Genomic DNA, 17,760 nt, shown 5'->3' with positions numbered 1-17,760 from the left:
AGGACGGCGGCATAGTAGAACCCGTCCGTATCCCGCTCACTCCTGTTCTCGCGGCCGGTCATCGGGCGGCCCGAGGTTAAACTCCAGCGGGAATCCACGGCATCCGCACCGGTGTTGAACGCGGCGCATGTGGCTGCCCGGCGGGGATGCGGCATCACACCGTCCTCCGCTCGGTCGGCACCAGCACCAGCGAGAAGTAGGGGCCGCGCTCGTCGGCGAGTTCCGCCAGCGGCACCAGCCGTTCCTGCGCCGTGGTGCCGCGCTCGACATAGACGGCGCGGCCGAGCTTGCCGGCCCGCTGCAGCGCCGCGCGGATCTTCGCCAGGTTCAGGCCGGCCTTCATGATCACCGCCGCGTCGGCGCCCGCCAGGCGCTCGGCGAGGCGGTCTTCGGCCATCGTCCCCGACAGCACGCACAGCACGTCGTCGCCGCGCGTCATCGGCCGGCCGGCGCGCGCCCAGCAGCCGCTCATCGCGGTGATCCCCGGCACCACCTCGCAGGTATACCGGCCGGCGAGCCGGTCGTGCAGGTACATGTAGGAGCCGTAGAACAGCGGATCCCCCTCGCACAGCACGGCGACGTCGGTTCCGGCCTCCAGCCTCGCGCCGACGCGCGCCGCGGCGTCGTCGTAGAAGGTCGCCATCTCCGGGAGGTAGCGCGGGTCGGAGACCGGGATCTCGGTGGTGAACGGATAGTCGAGCCGCATCTCCTCGGCGGCCGGACCGAGCGCCCCCTCGACGATCGTCCGGGCGTTGCCGGTGCGGCCGCTCTTGGCGAAATAGGCGACGACGGGGGCGGCGGCGAGGATGCGCGCCGCCTTCAGCGTCATCAGCTCGGGATCGCCCGGGCCGACGCCGACGCCGTAGAGGGTCCCCGCCCGCGCCATTGCGCCGCTCACTCCTGCTCGCTCGCCAGCGCGTTGATCGCGGCGACCGCCATGGCGCTGCCGCCCTTGCGGCCGCGCACCGTCAGGAACGGCACCCGTCCGTCGGCTTCCAGCGCCTCCTTCGATTCGGCCGCGCCGACGAAGCCGACCGGCATGCCGATCACGGCGGCCGGCGTTGGCGCCCCGGCGTCGAGCATCTCGAACAGGTGGAACAGCGCGGTCGGCGCGTTGCCGATCGCGATGACGGCGCCGTCCATGCGGTCTTCCCACAGTTCCATCGCCGCGGCCGTGCGCGTGTTGCCGATCATCTCGGCGAGGCCTGCCACCTCCGGCTCGCCCAGCGTGCAGACGACCGGGTTGTCGGCAGGCAGGCGGGTCCGCGTGATGCCGTTGGCGACCATCTTGGAGTCGCACAGGATCGGCTTGCCGTCGAGCAGCGCCGAACGGGCCGCGGCCGTGAAGCCGGGCGAGAAAACCAGGTCGGCCGCCACCTCGACCATGCCGCAGGCATGGATCACCCGCACCGCGACGCGGGCCTCGTCCGGCGCGAACCGCGCCAGGTCGGCTTCGCTGCGGATCGTCGCGAACGACCGGCGATAGATCTCGGCGCCGTCGCGGATGTAGTCGTGGGGGGCGTTCATGGCAGTTTGGCCTTCCGGTGCGTGCGTATGTCCATGGGTTGGAAGTCGTGTCCCCGCAAGGCGCGGCGGGGATCGGCGGGATCGGTGATCAGGTTCAGTGCGTCCAGCGCCGCCAGCAGCGGCGCGGCATCTTCGGAGGCCACCGGCACGAGACAGACGGCGCGCCACGGCGTCATTCGCAGCGTGCCGTCGGCGTATGTCCCGGCAAGGCTGGCAAGTACCTCAAGCGTCTCCGCCCGCAGCCGCCCGCGCGGCACGCCCGCGACGACGGCGCCACTCTTTCGGTCGGGAAACGGCAGCGACCCGACGGGACTGTCCGCCGGCGGCGCGGCGTACATCGGGTCGGGTTGGGCGTCGCGTGCAGAATTGGCAGCTATTGCGCCCGCCGCTCCTGGGTCCCGGGTCGAGCCCGGGACGTACTCAGAAATTGTGGAACCTCTCGCGCCACACGACAGGTCTACGCCCCGGACCTGATCCGGGGCCCAGTCCGGCGGCTGCGACAGGGCGGAGCGCTGCGAGAGGAGGGGTGCGTCTCGCTCCGGATCTTCCGAGGCGCGCCTCGCCGCCGCTCCCCGTGCCGCCCCTGGGTCCCGGGTCAGGCCCGGGACGTACTCAGAAATTGTGGCACCTCTCGCGCCACACGACGGGTCTACGCCCCGGACCTGATCCGGGGCCCAGCGCGGCGGTTGCGCCGCGTGGAGGAGGCCGCGCGCGATCCCGGCCTCCGCGAACACCGCCTGCTCGCCGACCTGCGCCACCAGCTCCCGCATCCGGTGGGGGGGCGCGTCGGATGGACCGGCAAGCGCGAGGAAGGCGCGGGCAAGATCGAGCGCAAGGGCGGGTGCGTCTTCCACCGTACAGTCGACGGCGAGCGCACCGCCGCCGAGCCCGATCGTCAGGCGCTCCCCGACGCCGCGCAGCACGATATCCGCCCGCCCGTCCGGCACCGGCAGCGTTGTGCCGCAGTCGACCAGGAAGCCGAATTTCGGCGGCAGGCCGTGCAGCGCCGCGTCGCCTTCCAGCATCGCCTCGATCGCCCGCGCGATCGCATGCGAATCGAATGCCGCGTCCGGGTCGTCGGCGCCGAGCGGGTCGGCGGTGACGTTGCGGATTTCCTCGAACGCTCCGTCGCCGGCGGCAAGACCGGCCGCGTGCATCGCCGCCGCGAAGGCGTCCGCCGTGTCCGGCCGCAGGCCGCGGACCTGCAGGTTGGCGCGGCTGGTCAGGTCGATCTCGCCGCTGCCGAACCGCGCGGACGCCGCCGCGAGCGCCCGTGCCGCGCCGGCCGCTATCGCCGCGGCCGTCGGCTTGATCCGCACCAGCAGCCCGTCATGCGCCGCCATCGGCGTCGCGACGCTCGGGCACCAGCCGACGCGGGTCTTTCCACGCACGCCGCTCATGATGCCCTCCGCCCGAGGATCTCGGCGACCGCGTTGCGCCTCGGCCGCCACAGGCCGCGGCGGATCGCCTCGTCGAAGCGGTCGGCCATCGCGGCGCGGGCGGCGGGGTTGTTGTCCTCCAGGAACCGGTCCACCGCCTCGTCCCCCAGCGTTGCGTCGAAGACCAGGTCGAACTGCCGGTCGAGCCGGTCGGGCAGGGTGGCGGCGAAGCCGTACAGGCCCTCCAGGCCGCGGGCGATCTCCGAGCCGCCCCGGTAGCCGTGCCGCATCATGCCGGCGATCCAGGCCGGATTGGCGGCGCGGCCGCGCACGACGCGGGCGACCTCCTCGACGAGCGTGCGCGTCTTCGGCGCCTCCGGCGTCGAGGTGTCGGCATGATAGAGCGCCGGATGCGCGCCGAGCGCCTCCGCCGCCGCCGCGAAGCCGCCCTCGTGGGCGGCGAAATCGACGGTATCGAGCAGGTCGATCTCGGCATGGTCCTGCTGATGCACGAAGGCGCCGGCCGAGCGGACCCGGTCGGCGAAGCCCGCCTCGTCCCTCTCGCCCGCCAGCCCCTGCCCGTAGGCGTGCGCCGACGCCGACAGGTAGGCGGCGCCGAGCTCGCCGCGCTCGTCCCAGGCGCCGCTCTCGATGCGGGTCGTCACTCCGGCCCCGTAGGCGCCGGGCGCGGCGCCGTAGATCCGCGTCGTCGCCTTGCGAAAGGCGTCGCCGGTCAGGCCGCGCGCGGCGGCGGCAAGCGGGTTCCAGTTCGGCTCCTCGTCGCGCCCGGCGATCGCCCGCACCACCGCGTCGAACAGCGCGATCTGCGCCTCGAAGGCGTCGCGGAACAGGCCGGACACGCGCAGCGTCACGTCGACGCGCGGCCGCTCCAGCAGCGCCAGCGGCAGGATCTCGAAGCCGTTGACCCGGTTCGAGCCGGTGTCCCAGACCGGCCGCGCCCCCACCAGCACCAGCGCCAGGCCAAGATCCTCGCCGCCGGTGCGCATCGTCGCCGAGCCCCACAGGTCGATCACCAGCGAGCGCGGCCAGTCGCCGTGGTCCTGCATGTGCCGGCGCACCAGGTCCTCGGCCGCCTTCTCGGCCAGCACCAGCGCCGAGCGCGTCGGCACCGCGCGCGGATCGACGGCGAACAGGTTGCGTCCCGTCGGCAGCACGTCGGCCCGCCCGCGCGTCGGCGCCCCGGAGGGGCCGGGGGACACTAAGTGTCCGTCCAGCGCGGCCAGCAGCGCCGCCCGCTCGGCCTGTGCCGATGCGTCGAGCCGTGCACCCAGCAGGTCCGCATCGAGATCCGGGCAGGACGCGCGCAGCGTCTCGATCAGCGCCGCCCGCTGCTCCGGCGCCGGCGCCCGCCCGAACACGTGCAGCCCGTCGCGGATCTGCAGGTCCTTGACGTCGCACAGGTACGCATCGAGCCGCGCGAGCTGGTCGTCCTCGTCCATGTCGCGGGAGGCGCCGCTCTCGGCCAGCAGCCCGGCCTCGTCGGCGCGCTCGAGGATCTCCGCCTTCAGGATGCCGGTGCGCCGGCGGTCGAGCCCGTCGGCGGCGGCGAACTCGTCGATCAGCCGCTCCAGGTCGGTCGCCGCGCCGTGGCTGCCGGCAAGCTTCAGCGGCGGCGTCAGGTGGCCGATCGTCACCGCCCCGAGCCGCCGCTTGGCGGCCGCCGCCTCGCCGGGATTGTTGACGATGAACGGGTAGATCACCGGCAGGCCGCCGATCAGTGCCGTCGGCGCGCAGCCTGCCGACAGCGCCACCGCCTTGCCGGGCAGCCATTCCAGCGTGCCGTGGGTGCCCAGATGCAGGATCGCGTCGACGCCTTCGACCTCGCGCAGCCACAGGTAGAAGGCGACATAGGCGTGGCGCGGCGGCAGGTCGGGATCGTGATAGCTCGCCTTGCGGTCGAGCGCGTTGCCCCGGTCGGGCTGCACGGCGGCGGTCACCTTGCCGAAACGGGCGAGGCGCAGCGCGAAGTGCCGCTCGTCACCGGTGCCGGTGCCGGCCCGGTCCCTCACTACGGCGTCGGCCGGGTCTCTCGTCACGGCGCCGGTCGCGCCGCTCCCTTCCTCTCCGTCGTCATCCCGGCCGCACCCCTTTCCCTCGTCATCCCGGCCGTAGCGCAGCGGAGAGCCGGGATCGGAGAGCCCCCGCGCTATCCGTGGCTCTCCGATCCCGGATCGCCCTTCGGCCGTCCGGGATGACGCGGACAGGGGGGTGGTGCCCCCGCTCCCGACCACCGCCGGATCGGCCTCGGGCTCGCCCCAGGCCTCGACGATCTTCCTCCGCGTCTCCTCCGGCAGGGTCGCGAACAGGCGCCGGTAGTCGGCGAGGCTCAGGAACGGCGTCGGCTGCGCGTCGCAGAGCGCGGCAACCACCGCCCTGTCGTCGGGAAGGCACGCGCCGGCATCGTATCCCTCGGCCTCGAGGAGCCGCAGCACCTCGGCGGTGCTGGCGATGGCGTCGAGCCCCACCGCATGCGCGTCCTGCCCTGCCGCGCCGGGATAGTCGGACAGCACCAGCGCAATCCGGCGCTCCGCCCGGGCCGTCCCCGCCAGCCGCGCCCAGCCGGCCGCCCGCGCCGCGGCCAGCGCGATGCCGTCGCGGTCCGGCGCATGCACCGTGCGCGCGAATTCCAGCCCGGCAACCTCGGCCTGCTGCTCCTTGAACGAGATGGCCGTCGACAGGAGCCGCCCGTCGAGCTCGGGCAGCACGACCTGCATGGCAAGGTCGGTCTGGCTCAGTCCCCGCGCCGACTCCTGCCAGGCCTCCCGCGCCGCATTCGCCAGCACCACCTGCAAGACCGGCGCCCCGGCGGCGTCGAGCGGGGAGGGGCCCCCTGAACCATCGGCATCGAGGCGCGCCGAGAAACCGGTGGCGTTCAGCACCACGGCCGGTTCCCATGCCCGCAGCGTTTCGGCGACGAAGTGAGCGGTCTCCGGCGCCTTCAGGCTCGCAACATGCAGCGCCCTGACGTCCAGCCCGTGGCCGCGCAGTGCGTCTGCCAGCGCATCGACCGGCGCCAGGTCGCCGGCGAGCAGGTAGGCCCGGTAGAACACGATGACCGCGAGCGGGCGGACAACGCTTTCACACGCTACCCCCGTTCCCTCATCCTGAGGAGCGGGTGAAGCCCGTGTCTCGAAGGACGGGGGAACGGCCCGGGACCATCGCCCATCCTTCGAGACGGCGCTATGCACCTCGCGGCGATGAGGACGGTGGGTGTCCACCTCCGCCTCGATCGCGGACCGATCCGGAAACTCAGCGGTACCCCCCTCCCCATCCCTCCCCCGCAAGGGGGGAGGGGGGAGAAACGTGCGGGCCACGGGGGCAATATCGAGGAGTTCTTGATCGACAGCTTGCGTCGACTTCGTACCACGCATGTCGTTTTCGCCCGGCGCGCCATTGCAGGACGCGCAAGCGGATGCGGCTCCTTCGCCCCCTCCCCCCTTGCGGGGGAGGGACGGGGAGGGGGGTACGCGGCCTCTCCCCTCGGGAAGACCCGAAGCAGCTTCCGCAACTTCGGCGCCTGGACCCGTCCCGCCAACCCGATACTCCCCGTGCATCGGCACCGGCTCGACCGGGTCGCCGCCGTCCCGCCCCAGCCCGGCCAGATGCGCCGCCAGCCACAGGGCGCGCGCCGTGTTCACCGGCCCGCCCTCGGCCAGCAGCGCCTCGAGGCGGGCGAGCATGTCGCCGGACACCGTCGAGAGCTCGGCCAGCCGTCCATCCGCGCGGCCGTCTCCCGGCACGATGGCAAGCGCGATGCCCCGCTTGCGGCAGGTGCGCGCCACCTCCTCGGCGCCGTAGCGCCAGTAGTCGAGCCCGCCCAGCAGCCGGATCACCACGCAGCGGGCGTGCTCGATCACCTGTTCGACATGGAGGTCGACCGACATCGGATGCTTGAGCTGGGCGATGTTGGCAAGCCGAAGCGGCGGCAGGTCCCCCGCCCGCTGCCACGCATCGGCGGCGGCGCCGAGGTCGGAGTCGGAAAACGACAGGTAGACCAGGTCGGCCGGGCTCTGGCCGAGATCGACCGCCGCCTCGTCGTCGTCGAGCGATCGCGTCTCCCGGACCAGGATGTGCATCTCAACCCCCCGCCTTCGGGAAACTGGACAGTCCGGCGTCCGCGGCAGCCTCCGCGCCGGGTCCCGGCTCGGGGGCCGGGACGTACGCTGCGGGTCGATCCGACGCCCCCGACATACAACAGGCATACGCCCCGGACCTGATCCGGGGCCCAGCCGGGCGGCTGCGTCGGAGGCAGGAGCGGGCCGGATCGAAGTCCAGGATGCCGGTTGCGGCTTGAGTCGACGCCCCCGACATACGACCGGCATACGCCCCGGACCTGATCCGGGGCCCAGCGCAGAGGCTGCGCCGGAGGCAGGAGCCGACCGGATCGAAGTCCGGGACCGAGATTGCGGCCAGTGGACGCGGGCCGATCGTCGGCAGAGAGCGGAGGTGCTCGACGTTCCTGCTCTCAGGCACCGCAGCCGCAGCTCTGGGTCCCGGATCACGTCCGGGACATAGTTCTGCATGCGGTGCATCGTGGTCGCCCCCCGGCACTCCGTACGCCCCGGACTTGATCCGGGGCCCAGCGGGACGGCTGCGTCGGAGGCAGGAACTGACCGGCTCGGAGCCCACGACGTCGGCTGCGGCTTGAGTCGACGCCCCCGACATACGACAGGCATACGCCCCGGACCTGATCCGGGGCCCAGCGCAGAGGCTGCGCCGGAGGCAGGAGCCGGCCGGCTCGGAGCCCACGACGTCGGCTGCGGCTTGAGTCGACGCTCCCGACATACGACAGGCATACGCCCCGGACCTGATCCGGGGCCCACTGCGGCGATTGCCCCGACCGCTCATTCCCGCCGCAGCGGGGAGCGCGTCGCGTATGGCAGCGACCTCGCGCATCGCTCGACCGTCACCCCCGGATCGCCGCTTCGATCGCGGCCTTGTCGAAGCCGGCCTCGGCGATCACCACCAGCCGGCCGGTGCGGTCCTCGGCCGGTCCCCACGGCCGGTCGTAGGCGTGGCGGAAGCGGGCGCCGACCCCCTGCACGGCGAGGCGCATCGGCTTGCCGGCGACCGGGACGAAGCCCTTGATGCGCAGGATGTCGTGCGCCTCGGCGACCGTCTTCAGGCGCTCAACCAGAGCGTCGGGCTCGGCGATCTCGCCGATCTCGACGACGAAGGTGTCGAAATCGTCGTGCTCGTGGTCGTCGGCGCCGTCGTGGTGCGAAGGGCGGGCGTCGAGGTCGTCCTCGGCGGCGGCAAGCAGGCCGAGCAGGACCGCCGGATCGATGCGGCCCTCGCGGGCGGCGACGACCTTGACGGCGCGCGGCACGCTGCCGGAGATCGTCTCGCGCAGGGCGTCGATCTGGGCGTCGCCGAGCAGGTCGGCCTTGTTCAGCACGATCAGGTCGGCGGCGGACAACTGGTCCTCGTAGACCTCGGCGAGCGGGTTGTCATGGTCGACGGAGGGGTCCTCCGCGCGCTGCCTGGCGATCGCGTCGGGATCGTCGGCGAAGCGGCCCGAGGCCACCGCCGGGCCGTCGACCACGGCGATCACCCCGTCTACCGTCATGCGCGAGCGGATCGTCGGCCAGTCGAACGCCTTGATCAGCGGCTTCGGCAGCGCCAGCCCGGAGGTCTCGATCAGCACGTGCTCGGGCGGGTCGTCGCGGTCGAGCAGCGCCTGCATGGTCGGCAGGAAGTCGTCGGCGACGGTGCAGCAGATGCAGCCATTCGACAGTTCGACGATGTCGTCGTCGGAGCAGCCGGCGATGCCGCAGCTCTTCAAGAGGTCGCCGTCAATGCCGAGCGACCCGAACTCGTTTACGATGATGGCGATGCGCTTTCCCGCGGCGTTCTCCAGCACGTGGCGCACCAGCGTCGTCTTGCCGGCGCCGAGGAAGCCGGTGATGACGGTGGCGGGGATCTTCGCCCCGTTGCGGACGGTGTTCGGCGCACTCATTCGGCGGCATCCTTCACTGGAGGTATCGGAAAGGCGAGCTGGGTCGGAAACCGTCCGACGATCGCGTGGCGCAGCGATTCGGGCCGGCCGGACCGCAGCACCGCCCCGGTCTGGGATTTCGCGTAGGCGGCGCCGTAGGCGATCAGGTCGCCGGCATGCTCGGGGCCGACATGGCCGACCATGTAGGCCCACTTGCCCGGCTGCACGAGGCCGGCCGAGCAGCCCTGCTCGCAGTTGGCGAAGCAGACGATCGGGGTGACGTCGACCGGCGCGTCGGCGCCCATCGCGTCGAGCCGCTGCGAGATCGCGTCGAACAGCTGCTGGCCGTCGCGCGGAACGCCGTCCGGCGGCAGGTCGGTGCCCGCCTTGCGGCAGGTCGTGCACACGTAGAGCTTGGGTCGGTCCTCGTCGGCCACCGCTTGCGATCCCCTTCTGGCGCATCATCGCGCCGGGTGGGGTGCGTGAACCGTTCAGCCAGCGACACTGCCGGGGAACAGGCCGACATCTGCCGGACTTCCGCTGGTCGCCGGCGCACCCCGCCCGGCGTTGCGGTCAGTTTCGGACGGCAGGTCTCCTGGCTCGCGGATCGTTTCGCCGCCCCGTCGCCTTCCCGGGCGCTTGGCCCAGTGGACACTTGACGGGCGGCTCTCCGCCTACAGTTGCGGGGGCAGCCGCGGCATGCGGGTCGAGGACCCGGCACCGCGTTCCCTTTTCACCTTCCAACGGGAAGGACCGTCACCGGATTGACTATTTGGTCGGCCGGGGCGAGTCAATCGGGCGGTGTGCGGCGGCGATCGTGGCGTGGTCGCGGCGGGCAGTGCGGGAGGGAGTCGAAGCGATGTCGGATACGCGGACGGATGCGGCCGGGACCCACCCCTCCCCGGCGGGAAGGGGTCGACCCGCAGGGTCGGGGGCGGGGGTGCCGGGGGATGCGGTTCGCCCCCGAGCCCCTCACCCGGATCGCCGGAGCGATCCGACCTCTCCCCATGGGAGAGGTGGTTGCGACCGCCGGGAGACCGCGCCATGACCCTGACCCTGGTCGTCGGCGGTGCGCGCTCGGGCAAGAGCCGCCACGCGGAGAGCCTGATCAGGGGGCATCCGGGCCCGTGGACATACGTCGCCACCGCCGAGGCCCGCGACGCGGAGATGCGCGAGCGAATCGCCCGACACCGCCAGCAGCGCGGCGAGGGCTGGGTGACCGTCGAGGCGCCGGTGGCGCTGCCCGCGACGGTCCGCGAGGCGCCGGCGGCGCCGATGCTGGTCGACTGCCTGACGCTGTGGCTGTCGAACCTGATGCTCGGCGGCCGCGACGTCGCCGGCGCCGCCGAGGACCTCGAGGCGGCGCTGTCCTGGCGCGCCGGTCCGACCGTCGTCGTCACCAACGAGGTCGGCCAGGGCATCGTCCCGGAGACCACGCTCGGCCGCGCCTTCCGCGACGAGCAGGGCCGGCTCAACCAGCAGATCGCGGCCCGTGCCGCGACCGTGATCCTCATGGTCGCCGGCCTGCCGATGACAGTGAAGGACGTGAAATGACCGAGAAGCCGGCGGATCCCGATCGACATCGCGCCAAGATGGAGAAGCGCAAGGCGGTGCAGGATGCCGAGGTCGCCTCCAAAACCATCGAGAAGGGCCTGCTGATCGTCAACACCGGCCCCGGCAAGGGCAAGTCGACGGCGGCCTTCGGGCTGGCGCTGAGGATGCTCGGGCACGGCCGCAAGGTCGGCGTCGTGCAGTTCATCAAGGGCGCCTGGTCGACCGGCGAGCGCGATGTGCTGGAGCGGTTCGGCGACCTCGTCGCGTGGCACACGATGGGCGAGGGCTTCACCTGGGAGACCCAGGACAGGGACCGCGACGTCGCCGCCGCCGGGCGCGCCTGGGGCAAGGCGCGGGAGCTGATGGCCGATCCCGACATGGCGCTGGTCGTCCTCGACGAACTCAACATCGCGCTGCGCTACGACTACCTGCCGCTCGCCGAGGTGGTCGACACCCTGCAGGCGCGCCGGCCCGACCTGCACGTCGTCGTCACCGGCCGCAACGCCAGGCCGGAGCTGGTCGAGGCAGCCGACCTCGTCACCGAGATGACGCTCGTCAAGCACCACTTCGCCGCCGGCGTGAAGGCGCAGCAGGGGATCGAGTTTTGAGGGTTTTGGCTGCTGCCCGGTATGTCGCCGATACGGGCCATCGAGACCTGTATCGGCGCACCCCCACCCCGACCCTCCCCCATCAAGGGGGAGGGAGACATGTGCCGCAGCGGGTCGGCACAAACCGGACCGTCGGCGGCGTAGGCAACGTTCGTTCCATTCCTCGAGGCCGATGCCTTGGTGCCCCCTCCCCCTTGATGGGGGAGGGTCGGGGTGGGGGTGCGCTGTTCCGGTCCTCGATGGACCGGAATAGCGACGGGACCACCCGATGACCGCCCGCGCCATCATGTTCCAGGGCACCGGCTCCAACGTCGGCAAGTCGCTGGTCGTCGCCGGCCTCTGCCGGGCGCTCAGGCTGCGCGGGATCCCGGTCGCCCCGTTCAAGCCGCAGAACATGTCGAACAACGCCGCCGTGACGCCCGGGAACGGTGACATCGGGAGCGGTGACATCGGGGGCGGCGAGATCGGGGGCGGCGAGATCGGCCGGGCGCAGGCGCTTCAGGCGCGCGCGGCGGGGCTGGCGCCCCATGTCGACATGAACCCGGTGCTGCTGAAGCCGCAGAGCGAGACCGGCGCCCAGATCGTCGTGCGCGGCAAGGTGTTCGGGGCGGCGCGGGCGCGCGAGTTCCAGAGCCTCAAGCCATCGCTCCTGCCGCACGTCCTCGACAGCTTCGCGCGGCTGAAGCAGACCGCCGACATCGTCCTCGTCGAGGGCGCCGGCAGCGCCTCGGAGATCAATCTGCGGGCAAGCGACATCGCCAACATGGGCTTCGCCCGCGCCGCCAACGTCCCCGTCGTGCTGATCGGCGACATCGACCGCGGCGGCGTCATCGCCAGCCTCGTCGGCACCCGGACGGTGCTCGACCCGGACGACGCCGCCATGATCGTCGGCTTCCTGGTCAACCGCATGCGCGGCGACCCGAGTCTGTTCGACGACGGCATGAAGGCGATCGCCGCGATGACCGGCTGGGCGCCGCTCGGCCTGATCCCGCACGCCGACGTCGCCGACCGGCTGCCGGCGGAGGACGCCTACGGCCTTGCCGAGCGCCGGGATCGCCGCGGCGGCGCGTTGCGCATCGCGGTGCCGGTGCTGCCGCGCATCGCCAATTTCGACGACCTCGATCCGCTCCGCGCCGAGCCGGACGTCGAACTGGTCATGGTCGCTCCGGGGCAGCCGCTGCCGGTCTGCGATCTGGTCATCCTGCCGGGCTCCAAGGCGACGATCGCCGATCTCGCCGCGCTGCGTGCCGCCGGCTGGGACATCGACATCGCCGCCCATGTGCGCCGCGGCGGCCGCGTGCTGGGCCTGTGCGGCGGCTACCAGATGCTGGGCCGGACGGTGTCGGATCCCGGCGGCATCGAGGGCCCGGCCGGCTCGGTCGCCGGGCTCGGGCTGCTCGACGTCGAGACGGTGCTCACCGCCGACAAGAGCCTCGTCGAGGTGACCGGCGAGACCGTCGCCGACGGCCTGCCGTTCAGGGGCTACGAGATGCACATGGGCCGCACAGCAGGGCCTGCCGCGCGCCGTCCGCTGGTGCGCCTCGCCGACGGCCGCACCGACGGCGCGGTCTCCGCCGACGGCCTCGTGTCCGGCACCTACGCCCACGGCTTCTTCGCCGACGACCGCCAGCGCGCCGCCTGGCTGGCCCGTTTCGGCGGCCGCTCGGACCTCGCCTACGAGGACGGCGTCGACGCCGCCCTCGACGCGCTCGCCGCCGATCTGGAGGCACATGTCGACATCGACCGCCTGCTGACGCTCGCGCGGTAGCGGCGCCTTCGGCGAGATCCGAAAAGGTGCCTCCGGCGGGTCCTTCCGCTGGATCCCGACTCACCCCCCGCTGCCGCTCCGGGCGTCCGGGACGTCGCAGGTGCTGGTGGCCTCGACCCGTACCACAGCCGACACGCCGGACGTGATCCCGGCCCGGCGCGGCGGTTGCAGCTGACCGATGCCCTCCGAAGCCCTCATGGTGAGGAGCTTCGCGCACGCGAAGCGTCTCGAACCACGAGGGCGGGCGCGGTGAGGCCCGCCGCGCGGAGCCTGCGGCCGATTCCTCGAGACGCGGCTCGCGCCGCTCTTCGGGAAAAGCGTGGAGCGTGTTGAGCTGTCGTACGCCGGAGATCGGAGAGGCATTGCCGTGCCGCCCCTGGCTCCCGGCTCAAGGCCGGGATGTCGACTGTGCTTGTGGCACTCCATCCACCCGTACCGCAGGCGACACGCCGGACCAGATCCGGGGCCCGCGCGGCGGTTGCCACCCATTCAACCTCCCCAAGCCCTCATGGTGAGGAGCTTCGCGCACGCGAAGCGTCTCGAACCACGAGGGCGGGCGCGGTGAGGCCCGCCGCGCGGAGCCTGCAGCCGATCCCTCGAGACGCGGCTCGCGCCGCTCCTCGGGATGAGGGTGGAGCGTGTTGAGCTGTCGTACGCCGGAGATCGGACAGGCATTGCCGTGCCGCCCCTGGATCCCTGTGTGTTTTGGATGTGCGATGGTGTGTGCGGGCGGGAGATCGTTGGGTCCCTGGTCTGAGAGACCGTGATCCGGCCGGATCCCCGCCCGCTATTCTGACCCAACCTGAACAGTTGATGGAGGCCGGTCGCATCGGACCTCGCAGCACAGGGATAGGCACCATGAAGATACACCCTCGCTTTGTCGGATGCGATGTCTGCAAGCATCATCTCGACATTTTCGAAGCCGATGGCGGCCGGACACGGCGGATCGACAACAGCGACGAGGCGATCGCCGCGTGGCTGGCCGGCCTGCCGGCGCGGTCGGACAGACACATCGTCTTCGAGGCGACCGGGCGCTACGACCGCCGCCTGGCCGCAGGCCTGGAGGCGCGCGGGGTTTGCTTCTCCCGGGTCAACCCGGCCCGGGCGCGCGACTTCGCCCGGGCGCTCGGGGTGATGGCCAAGACGGACAGGATCGACGCCCGCCTGCTGGCGGCCATGGGCCAGGCGCTCGAGCCGGCACAGACCCCGGCGCGCGAGGACGCCCGCGACGCGCTGGCCGGGTTGCACAAGCGCCGCGACCAGCTGGTCGCCATGCGTCAGAAGGAGAAGGTGCGTCTGGCCGAGGCCAGCCCCCGGGAGCGCGCCAGCCTGGAACGGCATCTGGCCTGGCTCGACGCCGAGATCGCCGAGGTCGAGGCGCAACGCGACGCGCTGCTGCGCGCCGATCCGCAGCTGGCCCGGCCGAACCGGCTGCTGCGCTCCATCCCGGGCATCGGCCCGGTCGCCGCCGCCACCCTGCTGGCGCTGCTGCCCGAGCTTGGAACCGCCTCGCCGAAGGCCGTCGCCGCGCTCGCCGGCCTTGCCCCCTTCAACGTCGACAGCGGTCGGTTCCGCGGCCACCGCGCCATCCGCGGCGGACGTCGGCGCGTGCGCAACGCCCTGTACATGGCCGCCGTCGCCGCCTGGCGCTCCAGGACCCGCCTCGGCGCCTTCGCTCAGGCCCTCATCGACAGAGGCAAGCCCTTCAAGCTGGCAATCATCGCCCTGGCAAGAAAGATCCTCCTCACCGCAAACGCCATCCTCCGCGACGAGGTACCCTTCCATGCCTGAAAAACACAGTTGCCGGCTCAAGGCCGGGATGTGGGCTGTGCTTGTGGCTCCATCGACCCCCACCACAGCCTACGCCCCGGACCTGATCCGGGGCCCAGCGCGGCGCCTGCGGCGGAGCGATCCGGTGCGGGGATCCATCGCGGTGCGGCCGTCGGAAGCCCGTGGGAGGCCGGAAACATCACCTGCTACAGCACGCCTCGGACCGCCACCATCACCACTCCCGCGACCAGCGCCAGCGCCCCGATCTGCACCCCGCACGCCGCCCGGTACACCCTGAGCGCCCGGCGGATGTCGGCGGCCGTCGCCTCCGCGCGGCCGTCGCCCATCCAGGCGTCGTCGACCCGGGTCGGGCCGTAGATCCGCGGCCCGGCGAGCCTCAGGCCGAGCGCCCCGGCGATCGCGGCTTCCGGCCAGCCGGCGTTGGGCGAGCGGTGCCGCCGGGCATCGCGCCGCGCCGCGCGCCAGGCGCCGGCCGCATCCTCTCCCGCGACGAGGGCGGCCAGCGTGATCCAGACGGCCGACAGCCGCGACGCCGGCAGGTTGACGAGGTCGTCGAACCGGGCCGCGGCCCAGCCGAAGGCGCGGTGGCGCTCGGTCCTGTGGCCGATCATCGAATCCGCCGTGTTGACCGCCTTGTAGGCTGCGATCCCCGGAAGGCCGGCCACCGCGCACCAGAGCGCCGGCGCGACGATGCCGTCGGAGAAGTTCTCCGCCAGGCTCTCGATCGCCGCGCGCGCGACGCCGGCCTCGTCGAGGCTGTCGGGATTGCGCCCGACGATATGGGCGACCGCCTTCCGGCCGCCGGCCAGCCCCTCCGTCTCCAGCCCCTCGGCGACGGCGGCGACGTGGCGCCACAGGCTGCGCTGGGCGATCAGGCTGGAGGCGGCGATGCCGGAGAGCAGCGCCGCGGCGGCCCATGGCAGCACGGCGAACAGGCTCGCCTGGACGATCAGCGCCGGGACAACCGCGGCGGCGAGCAGGACGCACAGCGCACCGACACCGTTGAGCCGCCGGCGCGACTCCGGCAGGCTCGCCCGGTTGAAGCGGACGTCCAGCCGGTCTATCAGCGCGCCGATCCAGACGACCGGATGGCGCACCGCGCGCTGCACCGGGGCCGGATAGCCGATCGCCGCCTCGATCAGGAGGGCGGCCAGCACGATCGAGAGGTTCGACAGAAGGCTCATGGGCGGCGGCATGGCTAGCACGTTCGATGGCGTTCCGGCAGGGGGAGACGGCAGCATCGCTCACGGCGGCCGCCTCGCCGAGGCGCGCCGGCTGTTCCCCGATGCGCCGCAGCCCTTCCTCGACCTGTCGACGGGCATCAATCCGGTGCCCTATCCGGTCCCGCCGCTCGCACCGCAGGCCTGGTCGCGCCTGCCGGAGCCGGACGACCTGCGCAGGCTGGAGGCGGCGGCGGCCGCGGCCTGGGGCACCGAAGCCGGACATGTCGTCGCCGCGCCGGGCACGCAGGTGCTGATCTCGATGCTGCCGCGCGTCGTTCGGCTGGCCTCGGTCGCGGTCGTCGGTCCGACCTACGCCGAGCACGCCGCGGCATGGGCCTCCGCCGGCGCCGGGGTCGTCGCGATCGGCTCGCCGCACGAGGGCCACCCCTGCGCCGGCGTCGTCCTCTGCAATCCCAACAATCCCGACGGCCGGCGCCACGCGCCCGGCGATCTCGCGGCCATTGCCGAAGACCGTGCGCGCCACGGCGGCCTTCTCGTCGTCGACGAGGCATTCGCCGATCTCGAGGACGGCCCGCTGAGCCTGATTCCCGACCTGCCGGGGGAGGGCGTCGTCGTGCTGCGCTCGTTCGGCAAGACCTACGGGCTGGCCGGCCTGCGGCTCGGCTTCGCGGTGGCCGGCCCCCGCCTTGCTGCAGCGATCCGCGAGGCGCTCGGGCCGTGGGCGGTGTCGGGACCGGCCATCGAGATCGGCCGCGCGGCCCTGTCGGACGATGCCTGGCTGGCCGTCACCCGCGCGCGCCTGACGGCGGACGCGCTGCGCATGGACGATCTCCTGGCCGGCGCCGGCCTTGAGGTCGTCGGCGGCACGCGCCTGTTCCGTCTCGCCCGCCACCGCGACGCGCTGGCCCTCTTCGACCGTCTCGGCCGCGCCGGCATCTTCGTGCGCCGATTTGCCGACCATCCAAACTGGCTGCGCGTCGGCCTGCCTGCCGGAGAAAGGGACTGGGCGCGGCTGGAGGCAGCTCTTCGCTAGCGCCTACTGCGTTTGCATCGACGCGCCACGTGAGCCTCCTTCCGCTCGTCCCCCGTGAAAACGGGGACCCGGCGTAAAACCCCGGCGAAGCCGCCGCTGCAACTGCGCCTGCACAACCCGTAAAAGGAGCCTTCCCATAAAGAGAGCTCTCATGGTGAGGAGCGCTCGCAGAGCGCGTCTCGAACCACGAGGGCGGCCCGCACGATCACCACCGCCAAAGAATCGCGCCGTCGGCGGATCGTCACGCCGGGTTCCGGCGCACCGTCCGCTCGCTGACGCTTGCTCCCGGCGTCCGGAACGAGCGGCTGAGAGTGGGACGGCAAACACCGGGCCTGCCGCTCCACCACCCAGCTTGCGGCCCGACCCTTCCCATCGAGGGGAGGGTTGCGTTCCCGCAGCGCCTCCGGAATCTCCACCCCGGCTCGACCCGCCGCCCCGACCCGCCGCCCCGACACCCGGCTTCGACCGGCGCGATAGCGACAGGCCCGGTCGCAAACCCACTCGACGGGACTCGCCCGGCTGTGTAGTCTTTGCAGCGGACCGGTCCCGAAAGGGCGAACAGGGAACGCGGTGCCGGGGGCCTTTCTTCGTGCGCTTCCGAATTCCGCGGCTGTCCCCGCAACTGTAGGTGCCGAGCCGTTTTTCCGTCGATCCCACTGGCCTTGCGGCCGGGAAGGGGGAAGAGCGGCGCTGAAGGTACGAGCCAGGAGACCTGCCGGTCCGACAGGGCAACTCCAACCGCCGCCGGGTTGAGCGGCAGAACGGGTAAAGAGACATGAACCAGCAGACCGCGACACTTTCCCACGCAACGTCTTCGAGCCGGGTCGGCATCGCCGCGCTCGTATTCGTGATGGGCGCCTTTCTCGTCTTCGGCACCGGCTTCGCCAGTCCGCAGGCCCTGCATGACGCCGCCCACGACGCGCGTCACGCAATGTCGTTCCCCTGCCACTGAGCGCG

At 72.4% G+C, this 17,760-nt stretch carries 13 protein-coding genes and 2 riboswitches; of the genes, 6 read left to right on the top strand and 7 right to left on the bottom strand.

The genetic code is table 11. From position 1 onward, the window contains the following. Positions 1-154 precede the first annotated feature (154 nt). The 6 genes from V3328_RS12405 to V3328_RS12380 all read right to left on the bottom strand — a co-directional run bounded on the left by V3328_RS12405 (position 155) and on the right by V3328_RS12380 (position 9,302). Positions 155-898: a precorrin-2 C(20)-methyltransferase gene (locus V3328_RS12405; protein ID WP_378758971.1), complete on the bottom strand. Its 744-nt coding sequence runs from the start codon at positions 896-898 to the stop codon at positions 155-157. Further along, positions 895-1,527, bottom strand: a complete 633-nt coding sequence (locus V3328_RS12400; RefSeq protein WP_340329971.1) for a precorrin-8X methylmutase — start codon at positions 1,525-1,527, stop codon at positions 895-897. Before V3328_RS12400 ends, V3328_RS12405 begins: the two co-directional genes overlap by 4 nt. Continuing rightward, the gene (locus V3328_RS12395; protein WP_340329970.1) at positions 1,524-2,927 is read right to left on the bottom strand and encodes a hypothetical protein; all 1,404 of its coding nucleotides are present in this window, start codon (positions 2,925-2,927) and stop codon (positions 1,524-1,526) included. The genes V3328_RS12400 and V3328_RS12395 overlap by 4 nt, the downstream gene beginning before the upstream one ends. Then, the gene (locus tag V3328_RS12390) at positions 2,924-7,003 is read right to left on the bottom strand and encodes a cobaltochelatase subunit CobN (protein WP_340329969.1); all 4,080 of its coding nucleotides are present in this window, start codon (positions 7,001-7,003) and stop codon (positions 2,924-2,926) included. Before V3328_RS12390 ends, V3328_RS12395 begins: the two co-directional genes overlap by 4 nt. Positions 7,004-7,833: 830 nt before the next feature. Then, positions 7,834-8,886 carry a cobalamin biosynthesis protein CobW gene (cobW, locus tag V3328_RS12385; protein WP_340329968.1) on the bottom strand — a complete coding sequence of 351 codons (1,053 nt, stop codon included), beginning with the start codon at positions 8,884-8,886 and terminating at the stop codon, positions 7,834-7,836. Continuing rightward, a complete protein-coding gene (locus V3328_RS12380; RefSeq protein WP_340329967.1) occupies positions 8,883-9,302 on the bottom strand; it encodes a DUF1636 family protein in 420 nt (139 codons plus the stop codon). The genes cobW and V3328_RS12380 overlap by 4 nt, the downstream gene beginning before the upstream one ends. 131 nt (positions 9,303-9,433) lie before the next feature. Then, positions 9,434-9,638: riboswitch (cobalamin riboswitch) on the bottom strand. A 271-nt stretch (positions 9,639-9,909) separates the two neighbouring features. Between V3328_RS12380 and cobU the strand changes: the two genes are divergently transcribed. From cobU to V3328_RS12360, 4 genes are all read left to right on the top strand, one after another. Next, complete coding sequence (cobU, locus tag V3328_RS12375) at positions 9,910-10,419, top strand: bifunctional adenosylcobinamide kinase/adenosylcobinamide-phosphate guanylyltransferase (RefSeq protein WP_340329966.1); 510 nt, start codon at positions 9,910-9,912, stop codon at positions 10,417-10,419. Further along, a complete protein-coding gene (cobO, locus tag V3328_RS12370; RefSeq protein ID WP_340329965.1) occupies positions 10,416-11,027 on the top strand; it encodes a cob(I)yrinic acid a,c-diamide adenosyltransferase in 612 nt (203 codons plus the stop codon). The genes cobU and cobO overlap by 4 nt, the downstream gene beginning before the upstream one ends. Positions 11,028-11,295: 268 nt before the next feature. After that, positions 11,296-12,795 (top strand): cobyric acid synthase, encoded by a 1,500-nt coding sequence (locus V3328_RS12365; RefSeq protein ID WP_340329964.1) that lies wholly within the window; start codon positions 11,296-11,298, stop codon positions 12,793-12,795. A gap of 858 nt (positions 12,796-13,653) precedes the next feature. After that, positions 13,654-14,586, top strand: a complete 933-nt coding sequence (locus V3328_RS12360; RefSeq protein ID WP_340329963.1) for an IS110 family RNA-guided transposase — start codon at positions 13,654-13,656, stop codon at positions 14,584-14,586. Positions 14,587-14,771: 185 nt separating this feature from the next. Here V3328_RS12360 and cbiB read toward each other — a convergent pair whose 3' ends face one another. Then, entirely contained in the window at positions 14,772-15,770 is a 999-nt protein-coding gene (gene cbiB / locus V3328_RS12355; RefSeq protein WP_340329962.1) for an adenosylcobinamide-phosphate synthase CbiB, read from the bottom strand. Between the two features lie 10 nt (positions 15,771-15,780). On the opposite strand from cbiB, the gene cobD reads away from it, so the two are divergent. Beyond that, a complete protein-coding gene (gene cobD / locus V3328_RS12350; RefSeq protein WP_340329961.1) occupies positions 15,781-16,803 on the top strand; it encodes a threonine-phosphate decarboxylase CobD in 1,023 nt (340 codons plus the stop codon). A 524-nt stretch (positions 16,804-17,327) separates the two neighbouring features. Continuing rightward, positions 17,328-17,537, top strand: a riboswitch (cobalamin riboswitch). Positions 17,538-17,578: 41 nt separating this feature from the next. Further along, positions 17,579-17,755: a CbtB domain-containing protein gene (locus V3328_RS12345; protein ID WP_340329960.1), complete on the top strand. Its 177-nt coding sequence runs from the start codon at positions 17,579-17,581 to the stop codon at positions 17,753-17,755. The last annotated feature ends 5 nt before the right edge of the window (positions 17,756-17,760 follow it).

It is taken from the genome of Microbaculum marinum (assembly GCF_037855135.1).
Taxonomy (GTDB): Bacteria; Pseudomonadota; Alphaproteobacteria; order Rhizobiales; family Tepidamorphaceae; genus Microbaculum; species Microbaculum marinum.
Note: the sequence above shows the minus strand (reverse complement) of the source record. Positions and strands in the feature narration are given on the sequence as shown.